Genomic DNA, 19,751 nt, shown 5'->3' on the forward strand with positions numbered 1-19,751 from the left:
GGAGAAAACATTATTGTTTGTACATCGGAGTATGGTGAAAAGCACCCCTAAGTGGTTATTTAATAATGGCGAAAACACCGGATTAAACCTATATTGGCTAGAGATTCCAGATCATACAACACTTTCAGAAATGGAGCACTATCTGCACTATTTGGATGATGATGAACGAAAGACCTATGAAGCGTATCGGGTGGAGGAAAAGCGGATCGAATTCCTTTTGGGTCGAGTATTCCTCAAAAATTTGTTAGGCGTACGGCTTGGATTGCAACCGGATCAGGTTCGATTTATGAAAAATGCATACGGTCGGCCCTATTTGATTCCGTCACAGGCTCAGCCAGATCTGTTTTTTAATCTTTCGCATACAAGAGGAGTAATTGCTTGTGTCATTGCACCTTGGGATAAAGTGGGTATCGACGTGGAGCGGACAGACCATGACGCTTCCGATGTCATGCGAGTAGTATTTGTTGAAAAGGAGATCGAATTTGTAAACAGTCAACTGACATCAGATGCCAAGCGTCAGGCATTTTATCGAATATGGACACGTAAAGAAGCTGTCATGAAAGCAGAAGGAAAAGGCTTTTCTCTTCCTCCTAGGTCATTTACTGTACCCTTGGAAGGCGAATGCGTGTCGGATGGAAAGTACGAGTATTTAACATATTTACTGATACCAGATTGTTTGTGCTCATTAGTAGTTAAGAAGCCAGAACCTTAAATTAGTTGTAACGAATGGTAACGGGCTTACCGATTAAAAAGCTGTCGCACCTGCTAAGCAATGATTGTACAATTATCTAGAGAATCGAATCTTACATGCTGAAGTCCGTGGTCCCCCTTATATCTCTATTCGCACCTAATAAAAATATAGGAGGACGAATATGGATATTTTCATTAGAGAACTGAGGGCTGGGGACGATGAGTGTGGTACAAACATTGAGGGGAGCTTTATCGTGGACTCTACCCTTGTCTTGCAACTAATGGGACAGCGAATCGGATATACGGTGAAGGAGAGACCTCTTAGGAATAAAAGCTACGATGAAGAACAGTTTGAAGAAGATACGGTTGAGGATTATTCGAGCTATATCGGTAATCCCCATCAAATCATTTATGTAGCGCTCGTAAATAATCAAGTTGTGGGTCAAATTGTTTTGAAAAGAAATTGGAACAAATATGCCTATGTGGAAGATATCAAAGTGGATAAGCAATATAGAGGATATGGTGTCGGTAAAAAACTAATCGAACAGGCTAAACGCTGGACGAAGGATGGCGGTATGACGGGAATCATGCTGGAGACACAAAATAATAATGTCCGCGCATGTAAATTCTACGAAAGTTGTGGTTTTGTCATCGGAGGTTTCGATTCCTACGTCTACAGAGGTTTAGATAAAGATAGTGATGAGATAGCAATTTATTGGTATCTCATGCTTGATTAACCGAATGTCTCAGCATGGAACAATAAAAAGAAGGGGGACTTCCAACGGTGGAGGTCCCTTTTTTCAGGCTGCCATACAACAAAATGAAGTATAAGCTACATTTTTCAAGAAGTGTTGAAGTAGTTCATTGCAAACGATATACTATTCTCAAAATTAAAACAAATCAGAATGATAAAGGAGCTTCAAGTATGGCACAACTCGTAAAAGAACGGATTCGGAAGCAGTATGGAAAGCTGACAGCAAGCCAAAAAATCATCTGTAAGATCGCGATTGAAAAGCCAAGCTTACTTGCGATCCATACCGCCAAAAAAATCGCGGAGTTTACGAACACCAGTGAAGCGACCGTCATTCGCTTTTGTTATGCATTGGGTTACTCCGGATACACAGAGCTTCAGGAAGAAATCAAAAAGTCTCTTTTGATAGGAGACCAAAGGAAGGGGCCGATGCAGAAATATCGAGACACCGAGGTCACGCTCGATCAGAGCAATTACGCACATCAAGTGATGGAGAGTGATATTGCGCATCTCCAACAAGGTTTGCAGCAAATTGATTACACGTTGCTCCAAGAAGTGGTCAAAAGCATTATCCAGGCAAACCGAATCGTAGTGGTAGGATTTCGCTGGTGCCATATTCCTGCAAAATGGTTGTTCTCGGCGTTGAATGCAATCAAAGGAAACACACATCTGTATACGGGAGCAGTTGATAACGCAGATTACTTACTCACCGAACGAGATCAAGAATGGCTGGTCATTGCGATTTCATTTCCTCGTCATCCTAGCGAGACGGTCGCAATGGTCCATTCAGCAAAAGAGCTGGGAGCGAAGGTATTGGCGATTACGGAAGGCGAGTTCTCTCCCATCAGCCAAGTCGCAGATCATCTTCTGAAAATCACCACACCCCAACCCGTTGCCACTAGCGGTATGCCCACATTATTCTCCATGCTGAATGTCTTGATCAAAGGCGTCATGCTCCACGACGCGGAAAATGTCCAGAAACGATTGCAGCACTATGATGAAATCAGCTCGAAGCTATACTCGTTTGTCGGAGAGGAAGAGGAAGACTTCTCGATCTTTTGAAAGCAGAAAAAATGAGAAAAGGGAAAGGGGAATCCTGCCAATGACCAAGCCGATTTGGTTCACAGCGACTGGCGACAGCTTCATTACACGCAATCTGCCATACAGGGATCAAGCTTTTCAAGAAGTATCCAGCTTGCTACACCGTGCGGACGTACGCATTGCCAATCTGGAGACAACCGTGCACGATAACGAGGGCTATCCCAGCGCGCAAAGCGGAGGCACATGGGCGATGTCACCTCCTTCTGTTTTGCAGGTCATGAAGGATTACGGCTTTAACATGATTGGCTGGGCGAATAATCATACGCTCGATTATTTGTATGGGGGACTAGAAGCAACCGAACGATATCTCAATGAGTATAGCTTCGTCCATGCTGGCGCAGGCAAAAATCTCGCAGAAGCGGGAGCTCCGCGTTATCTTGAGTGCGAAGGGGCCAGGGTAGCCTTGATCGCAGCGACGTCGACTTTTCATCCATGGTGGGCGGCCGGTGACCAGCGTTCGGATAGTATCGGCAGACCAGGGATCAATCCGATGCGCTATGTGATGACACACCACATTACGGAAGAAAAGCTCGCTGATTTGCAAGCCATTGCGGAGTCGACGGACATTAACGCCTTCAACAAGCTTTTGATCGAGGAAGGCTTCATGAACGATCCGGGCAAGGAGATCTTTCTCTTCGGAAATGCACGTTTCATGGTAAGCGACGAAGAAGGGACGACTACCCAGCCGCATCCGCGCGATCTGAACCGAATCGTCAAAACGATTGAGCAGGCAAACAGGCGGGCTGATTACGTCATCGTGAGTATTCACGCTCATGAGATGAAGGGGGAAGCGAAAGAGGTTGCAGCTGATTTCTTGCCTGTTTTTGCAAAAGCTTGCATCGATGCAGGCGCTCACGCAGTGGTAGGACACGGCCCCCATTTATTGCGAGGCATTGAAATCTACAACAATCGGCCGATCTTTTACAGCTTGGGAGATTTTATTTTTCAGACAGAAGCCGTTACGAGTCAGCCCGCTGATTTCTACGAGCACTATGGCCTAGACCACACTTATAATGTGGCAGATGCGTTGGAAGCGATGAGTGCCAACTACACACGCGGACTCTGTGTGCACAAAGAGGTGTGGGAGTCGGTTATTCCCTTGTGGAAAATGCAAGATGGTGAGCTGCTCGAACTGGAGCTGCATCCGATTGAATTAGGCTTTGATCTGCCTGTACATCGTATGGGGTGGCCGAAATTAAGCGGGGATACCTCAATCCTGGAGGGGCTCAAGACTTTGAGTGAACCATATGGCACAGTGATTGAGATCATGGATGGAATTGGGCGCGTGAGGCTTTCAAAATAGCGGGGGAACAGCGGCAGTCTACTTCCTAGACAAATGGAGTGATTCATATGATGGCCAGAATCACAATGGTTATGTTGTTTGTGTTATACATGATCAATTATGCGGACAAAACAATTGCGGGATATTCTGCTGTTCCGATTATGGCTGAATTTTCGTTGAACGAGAAAGAATGGGGACTTGTTGGTAGCAGCTTTTTCTGGTTTTTCTCCATTGCCGGGATTGTAGGCGCGGCATTGTCGGATCGCATCGGGACGAAAAAAATGCTGGCGATCATGGCACTGTCCTGGACAGTCATCCAATTCGGCGCTTATGCGATCGCGGGTTTGCCGATGCTTGTCGTAGCGCGGGTATTGCTTGGCATAGGCGAAGGGCCATTTTGGGCAACGGTTGTCAGCCATTTGAACAAATGGTTTCCCGAAGAAAAGCGTGGACTGGTTTATTCAACCGTGAATTTCGGTGCTTTCGTCGGTGCGGTTGCTTCCGCACCGGTGATCGTGGCGCTAATTGATAGCTATGGATGGCGATTTTCCTGGGCGTTTATGGGCGCACTCAGTCTGATATGGCTCTTGCTCTGGCTGTGGATTGGAAAAGAGAAACCAATTGTCAGCGTAGCTCCTGCAAAAGTCGAAGCTCCTAGCTTGCCTAAAGCGAAATGGTCGGATATATCCGGTGTCTTGCTCTCATCCACGTTTCTATTCTGTTTTTTAATCTATTTCGCACAAATATGGGGGACGACCTTCGCAACCGTATGGGAACCTGTCTATCTCGTCAAGGTCTTCCAATTTACGAATCAGGAAATGGCCTATGCGATTGCCGGTACGGGTCTTTTGGCTGGACTGATGACCATACTGATTTCCTCGATGGGTGATCGTTTCTTTAAAAAGCACCGCAGCTATCGCAAATCATACGTTCTGGTTGGCGGTGTTTCGATTATTTTAGGGGGACTGTGCTTTTACGGTGTTAGCCTTGTTCAATCTACGGTACTTGTCTTGATTCTCCTGTGCCTAGGAAAAGGATTTGCTTTTTCTGTTGGTACAGCTGCCTCTGTCATTGTCAGCAGTTTGTTGCCGGAACGCACAGGACTTTTGGTAGGCGTGTTGTCCAGTCTGGTTACATTGGCAGGGATCATCTCGCCGCTGGTAACGGGCTCTATCGTTCAGTCAGCCGGAGATATTGGCACAGGTTTTGGCAATGCCATGATCGTCAACGGGTTGCTCTTTATCATTTGCGGCGTGCTTTTCCTGCTCTTTGTGAAGCGCAATGAACATGTCAGTCAATCAGCGCCGCCAATCTCCCAAGTTTCCTAAAAGTAATACTTTATAGGCTTGGTTCTAGATGTTAAAATTTTCTGAAAAGGGGGTAGATGTGCGATGTATCATTTGAATGAAAGCCTCATGCAGAGCGCGAAACAGTTTCCGGATCGCCCAGCCTTCATCTTTATGGGAGAAACAACGACGTATGCACAATTCAATCAGCAGGTCGAACATCTCGCAGCAGGACTTGCCCGGCACGGGATTGGAAAAGGGGATGCTGTCGCCCTGCTCATGGATAATCGGCCACATTTTGTAAACGCTTACTATGCGATTCTCCGCGTAGGTGCTGTTGTTGTTCCGATGAACCCCATCTATACGGCGCGCGAAATTAGCTTCATTTTATCTTACAGCAAAGCAAAGGCAGCCATTGCCTTATCCGCGTTGCAGCCGGTACTAACCCCAATGAAGGACCAAATAGAAGATTTGCAGCTTCTCATCTACACGGAATCGATTGAAAATGAAATAACGATCGATCAGCTCGTACAAGAAGGGCAAGAGTCAGAGGCAGGGTACGCGGAGCCGGAACGAAACGAAGAGGACCTCGCAGTAATCCTGTACACATCAGGTACGACTGGCCAGCCAAAAGGGGCAATGCTTTCCCACCGAAATATGGCTTCGAATGCGGAAGCGATGGGGATGTTGTTCGAGCTGGTGCCAGAAGATCGCATGGTCGCGGTACTTCCGATGTTTCACGTTTTCTGCATGACGGTGTGCATGAATGGCCCGATTCGCACGGGAGCGGCCATTATTATCGTGCCAAAATTTCATCCGGCAGACGTCCTACAAACGATTCGTGAGCAAAAAGCCACGTGTTTCGCAGGTGTTCCGACCATGTACAACTATCTGCTACAGCTGCCGACTGCGACAAAAGAAGATTTCTCCTCCATCCGGATATACTGCTCGGGAGGTGCATCCATGCCCGTGGAGCTCCTGCACAAGTTCGAAGCGAAATACAATGCCAAGGTACTGGAGGGATACGGGTTGTCAGAGGCAGCTCCAGCTACAACATTTAACCCATTGCACGGGACCAGAAAACCAGGATCGGTTGGCGTCGATATCCCGCTTGTGAAGAACAAGGTCGTTGATCCCGAAGGAAACGAAGTCGCACGTGGAGAAGTGGGCGAGCTGGTGGTACAAGGGCCCAATGTCATGATAGGGTACCTCGGGTTGCCAGAGGATACGGCCGTGGCGCTCCGAGATGGTTGGCTGTATACGGGAGACATGGCTCGGATGGATGAAGAAGGATATGTGTACATCGTTGACCGCAAAAAAGACATGATTCTCGTTGACGGCTATAATGTGTATCCGCGTGAGGTAGAAGAAGTGCTTTACCAGCATCCTGCGATTATTGAGGCGGCTGTGATCGGGATTCCTGACGAAGTACATGGCGAAGCAGTCAAGGCATTTGTGGCATTGAAGGAAATAGCGGTTTCCCAAGAGGATATCATGGCATTTTGTCGTGACAAGCTGGCGAAATATAAGGTTCCTCGTCACGTCGAATTCGTAGCGGAGCTCCCCAAAAACAGCACGGGGAAAATCTTGCGTCGCTCGTTGCGCACCTCTTAAACGATCGCACGACGGGAAGTGAGGTGTCAGGCTTGCTGCGTTTGATTCATGCAACGGAGGAATTTGAATACGATCAAGCACGTGAACTTTTCTTGGAGTATGTAGAGTCATTAGGAGTTGATTTGAGCTTTCAAAACATTGCAACCGAATTGCAAAATATACCGGGCGAATACGCACCCCCTGACGGCTGTATTTTGCTGGCGTTAGAAAACGAGCAGCCAGCAGGATGTGTTGCCTTACGAAAAATAGATGAACAAGTTTGCGAAATGAAGAGATTGTACGTGAAGCCTCAATGGAAGGGAAGAGGAGTAGGGAAAAAATTAGCCTTGGCGATCTTGGACGAAGCGAAAATTCGAGGCTATTCATTCATCCGATTAGATACGCTTCCTACGATGCAACAAGCGATTCAGCTTTACCGCTCGTTGGAATTCTATCCAATTGAGCCCTATCGTTTCAATCCGATTGAAGGCACGTTGTATATGGAAAAGCAGCTCAAATAATACATTTTCAAAGGGCCTCCCAACAATACAAACCTAGAATCTTTAGGTCGAGGGGAGGCTTTTTTCTGTTCTTTACACTCACCTTTATGTAAGTAACTGAACAAAATGTGCATACTTACAAATTTGCAGCAAGCATTTTATACTCATAACACAACAAACCTTCAAGGAGGACCTACTTTGAAAACTCTTGTAATCGTCACTCATCCAAGCATCGAAACATCCGTCATCAATAAGCGTTGGGTAGAAGAACTCAAAAAATATCCAGAAAAGTATACCGTACACGAATTGCATAAGGCATACCCAGATGGAAACATTGATGTGGAAAAAGAACAGCAGTTGGTTGAATCGCATGGGAATCTAGTATTGCAGTTCCCGGTTTACTGGTTTAATTGTCCGCCGCTCCTGAAAAAATGGCTTGACGACGTTTTCGCATATGGGTGGGCATACGGTTCAAAGGGAGGCGATAAATTAAAGAATCGAAAAGCTGCATTAGCGGTTTCTGCCGGAATTAGGGAAGAGGATTATCAGGAAAAGGGGAGATACCGGTATACACTTGAGCAAATATTGACCCCTTTTGAAACAACCTTCCGCTACTGCCACGCGGATTATCGTTCATTCTTTGCGTATTATGGTACGGAGACTGAGTCAGGGGAAAATGTACCTGGTCAAGAACTTGAGCCAACTGGTAGCCTATTAGATAAGAGCGCGCAAGATTATTTGAAATTCGTTGATAGCCTGTAAGGAGCTACATGAAAAAAGAAGTATTTCCTCGTTTAGGAGATACTTCTTTTCCTGTTAAAAACAAGCGTTATGCCTGCTGCTTTACAGCCTCCAGAGGGGGCAAGCTGTTTTTCTCTCCCCAGTCGCACATCATATTTAACAAGGGAATGAGAGAAAGACCACGTTCTGATAAAGAATATTCCACTTTTGGAGGGACTTGTGGATATTCTTTGCGGATGATCAAGTCGTCTGCTTCTAGCTCTTTTAACATTAAGCTCAGCGTTTTAAAGGAAATGGTACCGATACTTCGCTTCAGCTCATTATGCCGCATCACCTTATTTTCAGCTAGCCAATACAAAATGATCATTTTATATTTACCGCCTATTAAAGACAACGTATATCCAAAGCCAGTGTCTTTCAGCTCCACGCCAGTTGGAACACAGGTTTCAGGCACAAAGCACACTCTCCTTTGTGAAGTATAGTTTCACAATGCATATATGTTACCATACATCAATATGCCATTTTTTGAAAGTGATGCAGAGTAAGAAACCTGTGAACCTTTATGATTCGAGACTCTTTTGATGGCGCTCAAGCTTGCCGGGGCCAGCGTATAGTACCGAAAAGAAGCCGATAACGGCGAAAACCAATCCCACGATATAACCATGATTGATGGCGGTTCCTAGAGAATCAATCAGAAAAGAATGAATACCTGGCTCGATTTTTAAAGGCTCGCGCATGAGTACTTCAGGGTTAAGCAGACCTTCTACTTTCCCCGAGGAAATACCATGCAATGACGCCCCTGTAGATACGATACTCGCATAATTTTGGTTCACAACAGCAGCCGTAATCGATGCACCGAGTACGCCTCCCATGTTCCGACAAAACCCAACGATCGAGGAAGAAATACCCATATATTTTTTATCGACCGAATGCACAATCGCGTTTTGTGCAATGCTCATTAACGGCCCGATTGCAGCAAACCCGAACAGAATCATCAAGAGTGTTAAGAAAAAGAAGGAAATGCCGGTTGACACGTACATAAGCAAAATAGAACTTACTACGCAAGCGAGCATCGAGAACGCCATGAGAGATCGAAAGGAAAATTTGGTTTGCAACATTCCGAATACCACGGCACCTCCCGTCAAAGAGAGCATCAACGGGGTCAAAACACTATTCGAGTTCGGATGTCCAAGCACGGCCACAGCGAAAATGGGCAAATAAGTGATGGCAGCAAACATGATGGCACCTTGAGAAAGACAGGCGATACAAGTCGCGACCACCATACGGCTTTGAAAAATTTGGAAGGGTAGGATCGGTTCCTGTGCATGACGTTCTACTAGGATAAAAGCGAGCCCCACTATTCCTGCCAGTACAAACAGTGAGATGATTTGCCACGAAGACCACTCATATGCTTTTCCTCCCCATTCAAGCGCCAGCATGACAGCTATACAGGCGACGATTAATGTAACGGTACCCCAATAGTCAATCTTTGGCTTTGTATGAGAACGGGATTCTTTCAGGGAAAACAGAAGAGTTAAGAGAGACAGCAAACCGATTGGAACATTGACATAAAAGCACCAACGCCACCCCAAATAATCAGAGAGCAAAGTCCCGACTTGAGGTCCGGCGATAGAAGAGAGCCCAAAGATACCGGCAAACACGCCGGAGATTCGTGCTGTATATTTCGGATCAGAGGATAGCGTAAATAGGATTGTGAAAGTAATAGGAAAGAGGGCCCCTGAGCCAATTCCTTGAAGGGCACGGAAAGCAATCAGCTGTTCGATGCTTTGGGCAACGCCACAAAGTGCCGATCCAATGAGAAAAATCGTAATGCCAAGTAAGTAAAATAATTTGCGTCCAAAAAGATCGGACATTTTCCCGAAGATGAGCATCGTACTGGTCGCGGCAAGTACGTACGAGGTGAAAACCCAGCTCATGCTTTCAAAGCCGCCAATATCTTTAATAATGTGACTAATGGCCGCCGAGGTGATGGTATTGTCGAGGGAAGACATCAGTAAGCCCAGTGCCATAGCAAGGATAATGAAGCGATTACGTTTATCGGATTGTGACATAAAAAGCGAACTCCTATCTCTTTTTTCTATTCATCTAGCAAACTTCGCTATAAGACTATTATTTGTGCATTCGTTGCCAAGAAATAGGGAAAGTACAGTTGTAAATCAAACTTTACATCGTTTCTGAATTTGACAAAAAAGCGTAGTCAATGTTATCATCCAAGCTAATTATGAATGAGGAGGCTCGTTATCTATGTTACATTCCGTGCGTATTCGATAAGCTGGCAATAAAAAAGCGGATTTGTTATCCACCACAATTGTGGGCTTTTTTTGAGCTGCTTATTTTTACGGATGGGGACATAGACTGCGATTGGGAAGGCTTATTTTGCCGTACCTTTCTATCGCTGCGAGCTCCTAACGTGATCATGCAGATCTAGGCCCGTAATGTGGACTGGGATCTGTATTTTTTATTGCCAAAAAATCAAGCGTAACGTATGCTGCATCCCTTTATTCGAAACGTAGAAAAAACGAAAAGGACTGAAAACCATGCGAACGATATATATGCATTGGTACTTCTTTATATAATCCGCTCTCCTAAAATCGCAGGCAAACCTGCGAACAAAAGAACTGCGATTTCCAAGGAGGGCACGATGATGAATGTATTGTTGAAGGCAAGAGATATTTATGTGGAATATATGGGACGTGAAGTCTTAGACATTGACGAAATAGAGATTTATGAATATGACCGAATTGGTTTAGTAGGAGCAAACGGGGCAGGAAAGAGTACGTTGTTAAAAGTGCTGCTCGGTGAGATGCCATTACCGTCTGGCAAAGTAGTACGGGAAGGGAATTTTGCCTACATCCCACAGCTGGAGGATGCGGTAGAACAAGAGGTAAAGGATTATGCGGTAATGGGCAAGCTGGGAGTGGACCGATTACAAGAGCATAGGAGCGGCGGAGAAGAAACGCGTCTAAAGATCGCGCAGGCCCTTTCCGGAGAGGTACATGGTATTTTTGCTGATGAACCGACGAGTCACCTGGATCGTGAGGGCGTAGGTCTGCTTATCAACCAGCTGAAGTATTTCAATGGCGCTATGCTCATGATCAGTCATGACCGCTATTTCCTGGATAAAGTCGTCGATAAGATTTGGGAGTTGAAAGAGGGGAAGATAACCGAGTATTGGGGCGGCTACTCCGAATACGTGGCTCAAAAGGAAGAGGAACGGCAACGCCAAGCTGAACAATATAAGCAGTTTACAGCGGAACGAGACCGTCTTGAGAAAGCCATCGCCGAAAAAAAAGATCAGGCGCGGAAGCTGGATCAGAAGGCGAAGGGAGCTTCAAGAAAAAACAGTTCGGAGAGCGGTGGACGTTTGAGCCATCAAAAAACGGTGGGCAGCAAGCAGAAAAAGCTCCACAATGCGGCGAAAAATATGGAGCAGAGAATCGAAGCACTTGGAGAAGTGAAACCTCCTGAAACAATTCGTACCATTCAGTTTCGCCAGAGTAAAGCACTGGAGCTCCACAATCCATATCCAATCACGGGGAAGGATATATGCAAGCAGCTCGGGGACAAAGTCATATTCGAGCAGGCTTCCTTCCAGTTTCCGTTGGGGGCTAAGATTGGCATCATCGGTGGGAATGGAACAGGCAAAACAACCCTCATGAAAATGATCATGGATCGAGAAGATGGCATTAGCTTGTCACCTAAAGCCGAAATCGGCTACCTACCTCAGGATGGATACAAGTTCGACCGCAATCAGGGTGTGATGGAGTTCATGCTCGAAAGCTGCGATTACCAGGTTTCCGAAATTCGTGCTGTACTGGCCTCTATGGGCTTTTCTCATCAGGATGTACGCAAAGAGCTGACTGCGCTCAGTGGTGGCGAGATCATGAAATTACAGCTTGCTAAGATGTTGTTGGGGAGATACAACATCTTGCTCATGGATGAACCAAGTAATTTTCTCGACCTTCCGACAGTGGAAGCGTTAGAAAAGTTGATGAAAAGCTATGCGGGTACGATCATTTTCATCTCGCATGATGTCCGCTTGCTGGAGAACGTAGCCGATATGGTCTATACCATTGTGGATAAGAAAATCATTCGGAAGGCGTAACGAAATCTGACGTGTTTTGTTCAAACAGCGATACTGCATCTCACGCAGTATCGTTTTATTTTTTGATGAAGCAAGCTAAGCTTTCATAATTGCCGTTGACTTTGCCCTTAGGGGAAGGGGTATAAGTAGAATATCGATACGGAATGAACAATGGAGGGGAGCCTTTGCTATCAATCGGAGAATTCTCAAAAATCTGCGGAGTGTCTACCAAAACGCTTCGCTATTATGCCGAAATAGGTTTAATGAATCCGGACGAGATTACTTCGGAAAATGGTTATCGGTATTATTCCATCCAGCAACTAAAAAAGATGCTCTTCATCAACCGTTTGAAATCGTATTATTTTTCGCTGGACGAAATAAAAGCCATTCTGGAATGGGAAGAAGATCAGTCGGAGGAGAAGCTTGTTTCCGCCCTTCTTCGCAAGCAAAGGGAGATGTATGAAAAACGAAACGCTTTGGACTATACCATAAAACAACTTGACCATGATCTTTCCATAATCGAGCAGGGTATCCCCATGATGTCATACCTTGACAATATAGAAGTACAGCTTGTGGAGACCCAGCCAATCCATATTCTTTCTATACGTCACATGATGACGAGTGATGATTATGCAACAGGATATGGAAAGTATTTTAGTAAGCTGTATGAAAGGATTGCGACTGAAAAGCTCACCTTGCTCGGAACGCCGATGACGATTTATCACAGCCCTGAGTTCAATCCCGCCGGTAACGATACCGAGTTTGCACTCCCGGTCGCGGAGGCTGTAAAGGGAACAAGAGATCTGCCTGGAGGTCTTTGTGCGAAGTCTTTATGTAAGGGCCCTTATTCTGAATTGACATCGGTATATGCTAGGCTGAGGGAATGGGTAGAAAATGAAGGCTATGAACTGGTGAGATCACCCTACGAAGTCTATGTAACCTCACTCGATCAAATCAGCGTTCCCGAGGAGCTTGTTACGGAGGTGTATTTTCCAGTCAGAAAAAATGACATTCTCTTATCGAGGAGGGAATTATCATGCAAAGAAGCAATATGCCGACTACACAATGGCAAGCAGTAGACCCGGCCAGCTTGAACATAGACGCTGAAAAACTAGCAGAGCTAGACTCTATCATAATAGACGCGTACAGCAATATAAACGGAATGGTTGTTGTGAGAAATGGTTATATCGTCCATGAAAGATACTATCATGGCTATGGACCGGAAGACAGGCACCATGTAGCCTCCGTAACGAAAAGTATACTATCTGCCCTCATTGGTATTGCCATAGAGGAACGGTATATCAAAAATGTCGATCAAAAGGTGCTGGATTTTTTCCCCGACTATGCGCCCGATTCTACAGATTCGCAAAAACAAGAAATCACCATACGCCATCTTCTCACGATGACGGCCCCGTATTCTTTTGAGGACTGGCATGAACCACTGGATAGAATGTGCATGCAGTCCGATTGGGTAAAATATACCCTGGATATGCTCGGGCAAAAGGGACAGATTGGAACATTTAAATATTCGACCGCTGGGGCGCATCTGCTTTCAGCCATCCTCACACGCAGCACAGGAAAAAGTGCCCGAGAATTCGCTAACGAACGCTTGTTTACACCCATCGGCATGAAAGATATTCCTGATTATGAAATGAAGGCGTTCGCGTTTGAAGATTTATTCGGTAAAGATGTGAGAGGATGGGTAAAAGATCCAAATAACAACTCCACAGGAGGGTGGGGGCTCACGTTAACCCCTCGTGACATGGCGCGTGTTGGTTTGCTCTACCTGAATCGTGGCAGTTGGGACAATCATCAGATCATTCCAAAGACTTGGATAGATGAATCAACCGCGATGAATCCCAATCAATACGGGTATCTATGGTGGTTACGTGAAGTGGACGGTGTTTTTGCATATGCTGCAATAGGCGATGGCGGTAATGTTATCTGTTGCATCCCAGAAAAAAACCTCGTCGTAGCCATTGCATCTGAATTTATGCCGAATCCTCGTGATCGATGGACGCTGATCAAGGAGCATATTATCGGGGCGGTAGTCTAAGGCATCAGATAGGAATTGGAACAAGGAACCGGGGAGTTGCAGCTCACCCGGTTTCACTGTTAAACGCTCGTTTAACTACACTTTACTTGGAAGCGTAATTTTCGGCAGCAATGCAAATGTAGTAGCTTAATCCTGTTTGCTGTTCTTCCAACATAGCGCGGTGGAACTCATCTGATAGGAAAAATCTTGACTGCTCGGCAAAAGCTTTCGCATCGATCGGATGATCTTGTTGTAAAAAAGCAAGATGGTTTTCGATCGCAGCAACCACTGCTTCATCATCGACACTTTTGTTGTTTTTCAACGCCTCTGCCATAAACGTCATGAAAGCAGTCGCTTCGGCAGCTTTTTCATTCATGGAAGCCGCGTTCAGATTCTCCGTATCCAATTGAAAATCGTACGCTTCCTGCAAATGCTCATTTTGTTGAGTGAATGCCTGCTTCCATTCTTCCTCGTTCAATCCATCAAACATGTTCTCAGTGGACATATTTCCTCGCTTCCTTTCGTGTTGAATCGTTTCTTCAAGAGTATTCAAGATGCGCTCCAATCGAAGCTTGCGTGCCTTTAACATCGCTTGCTGCTCACATAAGCAACGAAGTCTGTCTGGTTCGTGATCAAGTGCAGCTTTAATGCTGTCCAACGAAAAATCAAGCTCACGATAAAACAAGATTTGTTGTAACCGCTTGAGTTCATTCTCACCGTAATAGCGGTATCCATTTTCTGTTACGATTTCGGGCATCAGCAAACCAATCTTTTGATAATGGTACAGTGTCTTGATTGTGGTACCGGACAGTTTGGCTACCTCGTTAACGGTATACAACATGGCGATTCACCTCCTGAAATTGAGTTTGCAGTCTGACCTTAGGTTGGAGTCAAGTGAAAAATATGAAAAGAGGAGTAAGTCCGAAATCAAACGAATGTAAGCATATGATCCATATATTGGATAGGGGGATTCGCATGACGAGGTTATTTCAGTTGGATTCTGAAGATGACATCGAAAAGGTAGTGGCCCAGTTGCAGCAAATCGCACAAAAGGCGATGCACGAATACGACTTAGAAGGGGACCAGCTTCGTTTCAATCAACTGTCCGACACTTGCACGTTTGTGATAGAAACAGAGAAGGATGGTAGCTATTTACTCCGCATTCATGGAAACAAGAACAGAAAGGAAATTGATTCCGAGCTTGCTTGGCTGAGCTATTTGCATGAAAAAATAGAGGTAGCGATTCCAACGGGTATAATTGGGTCGAAGGGGAGCATGTAGATGAAGAGCTTTCGGAAGACCAAGTTTACAAAGAGGGCGTTCTGTTAGCAAAGCTTCATACAGTATCCCAGGATTTCCGATTGACCCCTGAATTTGCGCGTCCGATCTGGGGAGAGGATAGCTTCAAGCAGTCCATGACTCATTTGAAGGAGCATTACCAACGATTTCTGACAGACGAAGAATTCGAGCTATATCAATTGGCGGCGGATAAAATACTCACTTGTCTTGCCAAATTGGATCAGAATAGCAGTCACTATGGAATCATTCACGGCGATTTGCACCAAGGTAACATCGTTTTTCACAAGGGAGACCCTCGACCGATTGATTTTGGAAGATGTGGGTTTAGTTACTATCTTTATGATATCGCCCATACCATTTTGGGTTTATATCCTGCCCAAAGAGAGCTAGTCATAAAAGGCTACGAGAGTTTGCGGAAACTAGAAGGGGACTGGCTCCCCACACTAGAGAGCTTCACAGTGATGGTCATGATTGAAAATTATAGTCATCATGCTTCTGACCCCAGGGAAATCGAGGGGCTAAAAGCAGAACAGCCTTATGCGATCGCTATGATCAAAAACTACTTGAACGGCACACCATTTCTTTTTCATTCAAAGGCAGAGAAGTAGAGGGAAAATGGATGAGCTCACCAAAAAGCCGCCGATCAAACGGCGGCCTTTTCCATTATAGTAGTGATTCAGCAAGAATACGAGCGATCTGCTCGCTGTCCTGTTCTCTGTACACATAATCATGATAATGGGGGTGGTGAATGCTTATCCAGCCATGCTCGATAGCCTTTTTGTAGTAATCCTTTGCGCGGTCTTCTTCGCCACTCAGATAGAATAAGCATGCAGCATTCCAATACAAGGCCGGATCTCCATCCCAATCCCAGCCTTTATCGAGTGCTTGGGCATAACTCCATGCTGCGCGGGCGTAGTCTTTTTCCACGCCATAATTCAAATCGCCACGCATATAGTGGTTGCCATTGACAAGGAAATTGTTTAACGGAAGGTTCCATCCGAACAGAACCGGGAAATCCGCGAGCAGCTCGAAACCGACAGACAAGGCTGTTCGCTGCGATCCTATATTATTTGACCAGCACTGCCATCCCACTCTTTTGATTCCGCGCTGTTTAGCGAGAGAGAGAGCACCCCATGCTGTCTTTCGAGCCCATCCGAGCCCCCGATACTCTTCATGGGTTTCTATACCCAATTCACATTCGTCTTCTACTACCCAGTCCGTCATGCACCAGCTAATAATGGTCGGCGCCTCATCGGTTTCTTGAATCGCGGCACAACCGAAGCCTTTGTTTTCATAGGCTTCTATGGATGGCCAGTTCTCTTGTATTTCATCGATAACATCTTCAAGCCCTACCAATTCTTTACGCTTCAACAAAGTGCTGTCTATCGGGACAAGATGGTCGCAAGCAGGAGAGGACAGATCCTGTAAATGGTGAGTAAAGATCATTCGTCCGCTTCTCATGGGATATACATCTTTCATTACGATATCGAGAATGTCATACCACTTCTTATCAGTAGGATAAAACAGGACGTAGTCAAGCTGTTCATCAGCAGCGAGCTGCGGTAATATCTCCTCTTTGATTAAGGTATTCACTTCTTCAAAAAAGAGGGGATTATCAACACTGCCTCCTAGAAAAATACCTTGGGGGCTTGTCAACAAGGCTGATCTTGCATCATTTGACAGGAATACTCTACCAGGAATAACACCTGCAATGACCCCTTTGATGGATACATGATGCTTCAACGCTTCAAACAGATTGGTCGCGCTATGGAAGCAATCGGTTGTGAGTTCCGTTCCCTGAACCATTTTTTGAGCAAACATTTCGTTCATTTCCTCCCACAGCATATGAGAGAGGGGATGAAATTATCGTTTGGAACCTCTCATATGCTTTTCCATTTGTTTTTGCGAATCCAAAACATCATCACTCCTTTACCTGTAGTAGGGCGCGAACTCTGATGTGATTAGCCTCTGATGCCCCCATGTTCATTATGGATGATGATCCAATTTTTACAAGGAAAAAATACACAATTGTTTGATTTACATAAATTAATTATGGTAAACAACAGATCGAACACACGAAAAAACACTTTGCAGACAAAAAAGGCAGTGGTAGCCCAGGGCTTGTTCCTGTCCGAAGCTACTCCTGCCTTTTTCGAGTTATCCTTCCTGGCGCAAATGACAAGCAAGCTGTAATTTCAGCAAGTCTTCCGGATTTCGTAGATCGATGTGAAGAAGCTCCTCAACTTTGCGCAATCGCTGATACAGCGTATTGACGTGAATGTGCAGCTCTTTGGCGGTCAGTTGAGGGGATTGACTGCATTTCATATAAGTCATGATCGTCTGTTCCCATTCCTGATATTTTTCCGGGTCTTGCCAGAAAGGGGCAAAGACATCTTGAATGAATGCATCAATATCGGCCTGACTCTGGTTCAACATGAGGCGATTGACACCCAGGTCTTTATAGTGAACCACACCAGAACGGCTGCGGTTGGTCAAATAGTGAGCGGCTTTCTTGGCTTCTTCGTAGCTTTTGCTGATTTGCTCAATCCCGCTTGCCATAGTTCCCACGCCAATCGACAAAGATGCTTCCTTGCCAAGTTCCCACTCGTAGGACGCCTGTTGCAGCCTCTCACGGATGTCCTTGCCATCTCGGGAGCCGAGAGACCGGATGAGGAGGGTGACGTGATTATGGAATCCGTAGACGAACATCTGTGTTTTATTGAACTCCCATTTCCAACGGGTAATGAGCCGGTGAATGTTTGCTTCTAGCAATGCCAGGTCGTGGCACTGCGTCAGATGGGCATAAACCACGTAGTATTTTGCTTGCGGCTGCAACCCCATCGAACGGGCGCGGTCAAACAGTTCATTTCCTTTGCTTGCGATCAGCTCTTGAAAAAGATCGTGTGCTCGCTTGTACAGCACGGAGCTGATCGATTGCTTTTTCACCAAATCGAGTATGAGCACAGCACTCCCTTGTTCGACCGTCATACGTGCGAGATCAGATAGCCCGCGTTCGTCTAAGGGAATCATGAGACATCCGAGAAAGATGCTTCCATTGATTAGTGGATACAAACAGAACAGTTGATCGTTACCAGAAGCGGGAGAGAACAAGCTGACAGAAACAGGCTGTCTTCTTTTGTTCAGCAATGTATACAGTTCATCCCAGCTAAAAAATGAAACACTTTCTTCAGGATACATTTTCTGCTCAAGCCAATCGGCGAAATAAATGGAATGGCCTGTCATTTTGCCGAGGGTTTTTACGATTGTTTCCGCCCCTTTATTTTGCAAGGACAACTGCTTGATGGATTCATGGATATGGTTGCGTTGTATCAAATCATCATGCTTGGCTTGCAGTTCGGCGCTAATGGCAGCCATATGTTCATACGCTTTCTTGACTTTTGCATAGAGCTCGGCATTCTGCAGGGCGATGGAAGTTTGGTCTGCGAAGCCTTGGAGGAGGTCGAGGTCGTACTCAGTAAACACATTTTCTTGATGAAACTGATGCAGGACAAGTACGCCGATACGCTTTTCTTCACGTGATATCGGAACGCATAACAACCCATTCAAGTCTCGCAATGTTTTTGCGTGGTTCAGGGAGTGAAAATTGTCAGCGGAGATGTCCTTCATCGCATGGTTTGTTTCTTGGCTGGTTTTGTACATACGTGGGATTCCGTCTTCAAACACTTTGCCTGCGATGGATTCTCCCACCCGCATTTTGAGATCCTTGAACACCGTATCATGAAAACCGACGGTCGCTTTCGGAATCAATCGGTCGATAGTGGGATCATACAAGTGCAGGAGTCCTGCGTCTGCAGCCGGGATAACAGCCAGTGCGTTACCAATGATGCCACGGATGATTTGGTGAACGTCGAGGGTAGCAGATATGGAGCGAATCCCTTCAAAGAGTTTCTTGCTTTCCTCCGCTTTGGCTGTCATTTTTTCTTCTGCCAACAACAGGCGAATGCCGAACCACAGTAGTTCCCATTGGTCAGAGGTAAGGATGACCGGTTGTTTTGCTTGATTTGAAAGGCAAATAACCGCTTGTCCTTCGTTTTCGTAGAAAAAACGGTACATCTGTTGGGCATATTCATAACGCATGTGGCTAGCACCGTTGTCACAGAGAGGCACTGTCGTAGGGGACGTAATCATGGTAGCGTTTTCATGAAAAGAAGAGAAAATAAGCCGAAAATGTCGATCACGCGAAAATTGGAACCAGATCGAAAAAGGCTGATTGCCAAACCATTCATGCAGCTTTTCAAGCAGGAGCGAAAATGAATTCATCCACGTGTCCTCCATGTAGAGAAATACACATTACTAGTTGGAAATAAGTGTCTGTATATACATTGTATTCATAATTTTTACTATATA

General features: G+C 45.6%; 17 protein-coding genes and 1 pseudogene. 13 read left to right on the forward strand and 5 right to left on the reverse strand.

Annotation, left to right across the window (positions count from 1 at the left end; translation table 11 throughout):
- Window positions 1-13: 13 nt before the first annotated feature.
- The 8 genes from EL268_RS14030 to EL268_RS14065 all read left to right on the forward strand — a co-directional run bounded on the left by EL268_RS14030 (window position 14) and on the right by EL268_RS14065 (window position 7,965).
- On the forward strand, window positions 14-712 hold the full coding sequence (locus EL268_RS14030; protein WP_126435433.1) for a 4'-phosphopantetheinyl transferase family protein: 699 nt from the start codon (window positions 14-16) through the stop codon (window positions 710-712).
- A gap of 160 nt (window positions 713-872) precedes the next feature.
- Window positions 873-1,427, forward strand: coding sequence for a GNAT family N-acetyltransferase (locus EL268_RS14035; protein WP_106655460.1), 555 nt, complete (start codon window positions 873-875; stop codon window positions 1,425-1,427).
- A 188-nt stretch (window positions 1,428-1,615) separates the two neighbouring features.
- Window positions 1,616-2,503, forward strand: coding sequence for a MurR/RpiR family transcriptional regulator (locus EL268_RS14040; RefSeq protein WP_106655459.1), 888 nt, complete (start codon window positions 1,616-1,618; stop codon window positions 2,501-2,503).
- Window positions 2,504-2,543: 40 nt separating this feature from the next.
- Window positions 2,544-3,845 carry a CapA family protein gene (locus tag EL268_RS14045; protein WP_106655458.1) on the forward strand — a complete coding sequence of 434 codons (1,302 nt, stop codon included), beginning with the start codon at window positions 2,544-2,546 and terminating at the stop codon, window positions 3,843-3,845.
- 47 nt (window positions 3,846-3,892) lie between these two features.
- Complete coding sequence (locus EL268_RS14050; protein WP_106655457.1) at window positions 3,893-5,152, forward strand: MFS transporter; 1,260 nt, start codon at window positions 3,893-3,895, stop codon at window positions 5,150-5,152.
- A 63-nt stretch (window positions 5,153-5,215) separates the two neighbouring features.
- Window positions 5,216-6,724, forward strand: a complete 1,509-nt coding sequence (locus tag EL268_RS14055; protein WP_106655456.1) for a fatty acid--CoA ligase family protein — start codon at window positions 5,216-5,218, stop codon at window positions 6,722-6,724.
- Window positions 6,725-6,747: 23 nt separating this feature from the next.
- Window positions 6,748-7,224: a GNAT family N-acetyltransferase gene (locus EL268_RS14060; protein ID WP_232030432.1), complete on the forward strand. Its 477-nt coding sequence runs from the start codon at window positions 6,748-6,750 to the stop codon at window positions 7,222-7,224.
- A gap of 177 nt (window positions 7,225-7,401) precedes the next feature.
- Window positions 7,402-7,965: an NAD(P)H-dependent oxidoreductase gene (locus tag EL268_RS14065; protein WP_106655454.1), complete on the forward strand. Its 564-nt coding sequence runs from the start codon at window positions 7,402-7,404 to the stop codon at window positions 7,963-7,965.
- A gap of 67 nt (window positions 7,966-8,032) precedes the next feature.
- On the opposite strand, the gene EL268_RS14070 is transcribed toward EL268_RS14065, so the two are convergent.
- Window positions 8,033-8,398: a winged helix-turn-helix transcriptional regulator gene (locus EL268_RS14070; RefSeq protein ID WP_106655453.1), complete on the reverse strand. Its 366-nt coding sequence runs from the start codon at window positions 8,396-8,398 to the stop codon at window positions 8,033-8,035.
- Between the two features lie 106 nt (window positions 8,399-8,504).
- Complete coding sequence (locus tag EL268_RS14075) at window positions 8,505-10,016, reverse strand: MFS transporter (protein WP_106655452.1); 1,512 nt, start codon at window positions 10,014-10,016, stop codon at window positions 8,505-8,507.
- Between the two features lie 593 nt (window positions 10,017-10,609).
- On the opposite strand from EL268_RS14075, the gene EL268_RS14080 reads away from it, so the two are divergent.
- The 3 genes from EL268_RS14080 (at window position 10,610) to EL268_RS14090 (ending at window position 14,105) form a co-directional block, all read left to right on the forward strand.
- Window positions 10,610-12,070 carry an Msr family ABC-F type ribosomal protection protein gene (locus EL268_RS14080; RefSeq protein ID WP_106655451.1) on the forward strand — a complete coding sequence of 487 codons (1,461 nt, stop codon included), beginning with the start codon at window positions 10,610-10,612 and terminating at the stop codon, window positions 12,068-12,070.
- A 164-nt stretch (window positions 12,071-12,234) separates the two neighbouring features.
- Window positions 12,235-13,128, forward strand: coding sequence for a MerR family transcriptional regulator (locus tag EL268_RS14085; RefSeq protein ID WP_232030434.1), 894 nt, complete (start codon window positions 12,235-12,237; stop codon window positions 13,126-13,128).
- Complete coding sequence (locus EL268_RS14090) at window positions 13,086-14,105, forward strand: serine hydrolase domain-containing protein (protein ID WP_106655450.1); 1,020 nt, start codon at window positions 13,086-13,088, stop codon at window positions 14,103-14,105. The genes EL268_RS14085 and EL268_RS14090 overlap by 43 nt, the downstream gene beginning before the upstream one ends.
- A gap of 82 nt (window positions 14,106-14,187) precedes the next feature.
- Here the strand turns inward: EL268_RS14090 and EL268_RS14095 are convergent, their stop codons facing one another.
- Window positions 14,188-14,925 (reverse strand): MerR family transcriptional regulator, encoded by a 738-nt coding sequence (locus EL268_RS14095; RefSeq protein WP_106655449.1) that lies wholly within the window; start codon window positions 14,923-14,925, stop codon window positions 14,188-14,190.
- A 134-nt stretch (window positions 14,926-15,059) separates the two neighbouring features.
- Here EL268_RS14095 and EL268_RS33315 point away from each other — a divergent pair, with 134 nt between their 5' ends.
- Window positions 15,060-15,365: a hypothetical protein gene (locus tag EL268_RS33315; protein WP_232030436.1), complete on the forward strand. Its 306-nt coding sequence runs from the start codon at window positions 15,060-15,062 to the stop codon at window positions 15,363-15,365.
- 35 nt (window positions 15,366-15,400) lie between these two features.
- Window positions 15,401-15,991: pseudogene (locus EL268_RS33320) on the forward strand (phosphotransferase enzyme family protein); the annotation flags it as partial.
- A gap of 55 nt (window positions 15,992-16,046) precedes the next feature.
- Here EL268_RS33320 and EL268_RS14105 read toward each other — a convergent pair.
- Window positions 16,047-17,204: a GNAT family N-acetyltransferase gene (locus tag EL268_RS14105; protein WP_106655448.1), complete on the reverse strand. Its 1,158-nt coding sequence runs from the start codon at window positions 17,202-17,204 to the stop codon at window positions 16,047-16,049.
- A gap of 336 nt (window positions 17,205-17,540) precedes the next feature.
- Window positions 17,541-19,664, reverse strand: a complete 2,124-nt coding sequence (locus EL268_RS14110; protein WP_106655447.1) for a helix-turn-helix domain-containing protein — start codon at window positions 19,662-19,664, stop codon at window positions 17,541-17,543.
- Between the last annotated feature and the right edge of the window lie 87 nt (window positions 19,665-19,751).

The organism is Brevibacillus brevis, assembly GCF_900637055.1.
GTDB classification, from domain to species: Bacteria; Bacillota; Bacilli; order Brevibacillales; family Brevibacillaceae; genus Brevibacillus; species Brevibacillus brevis.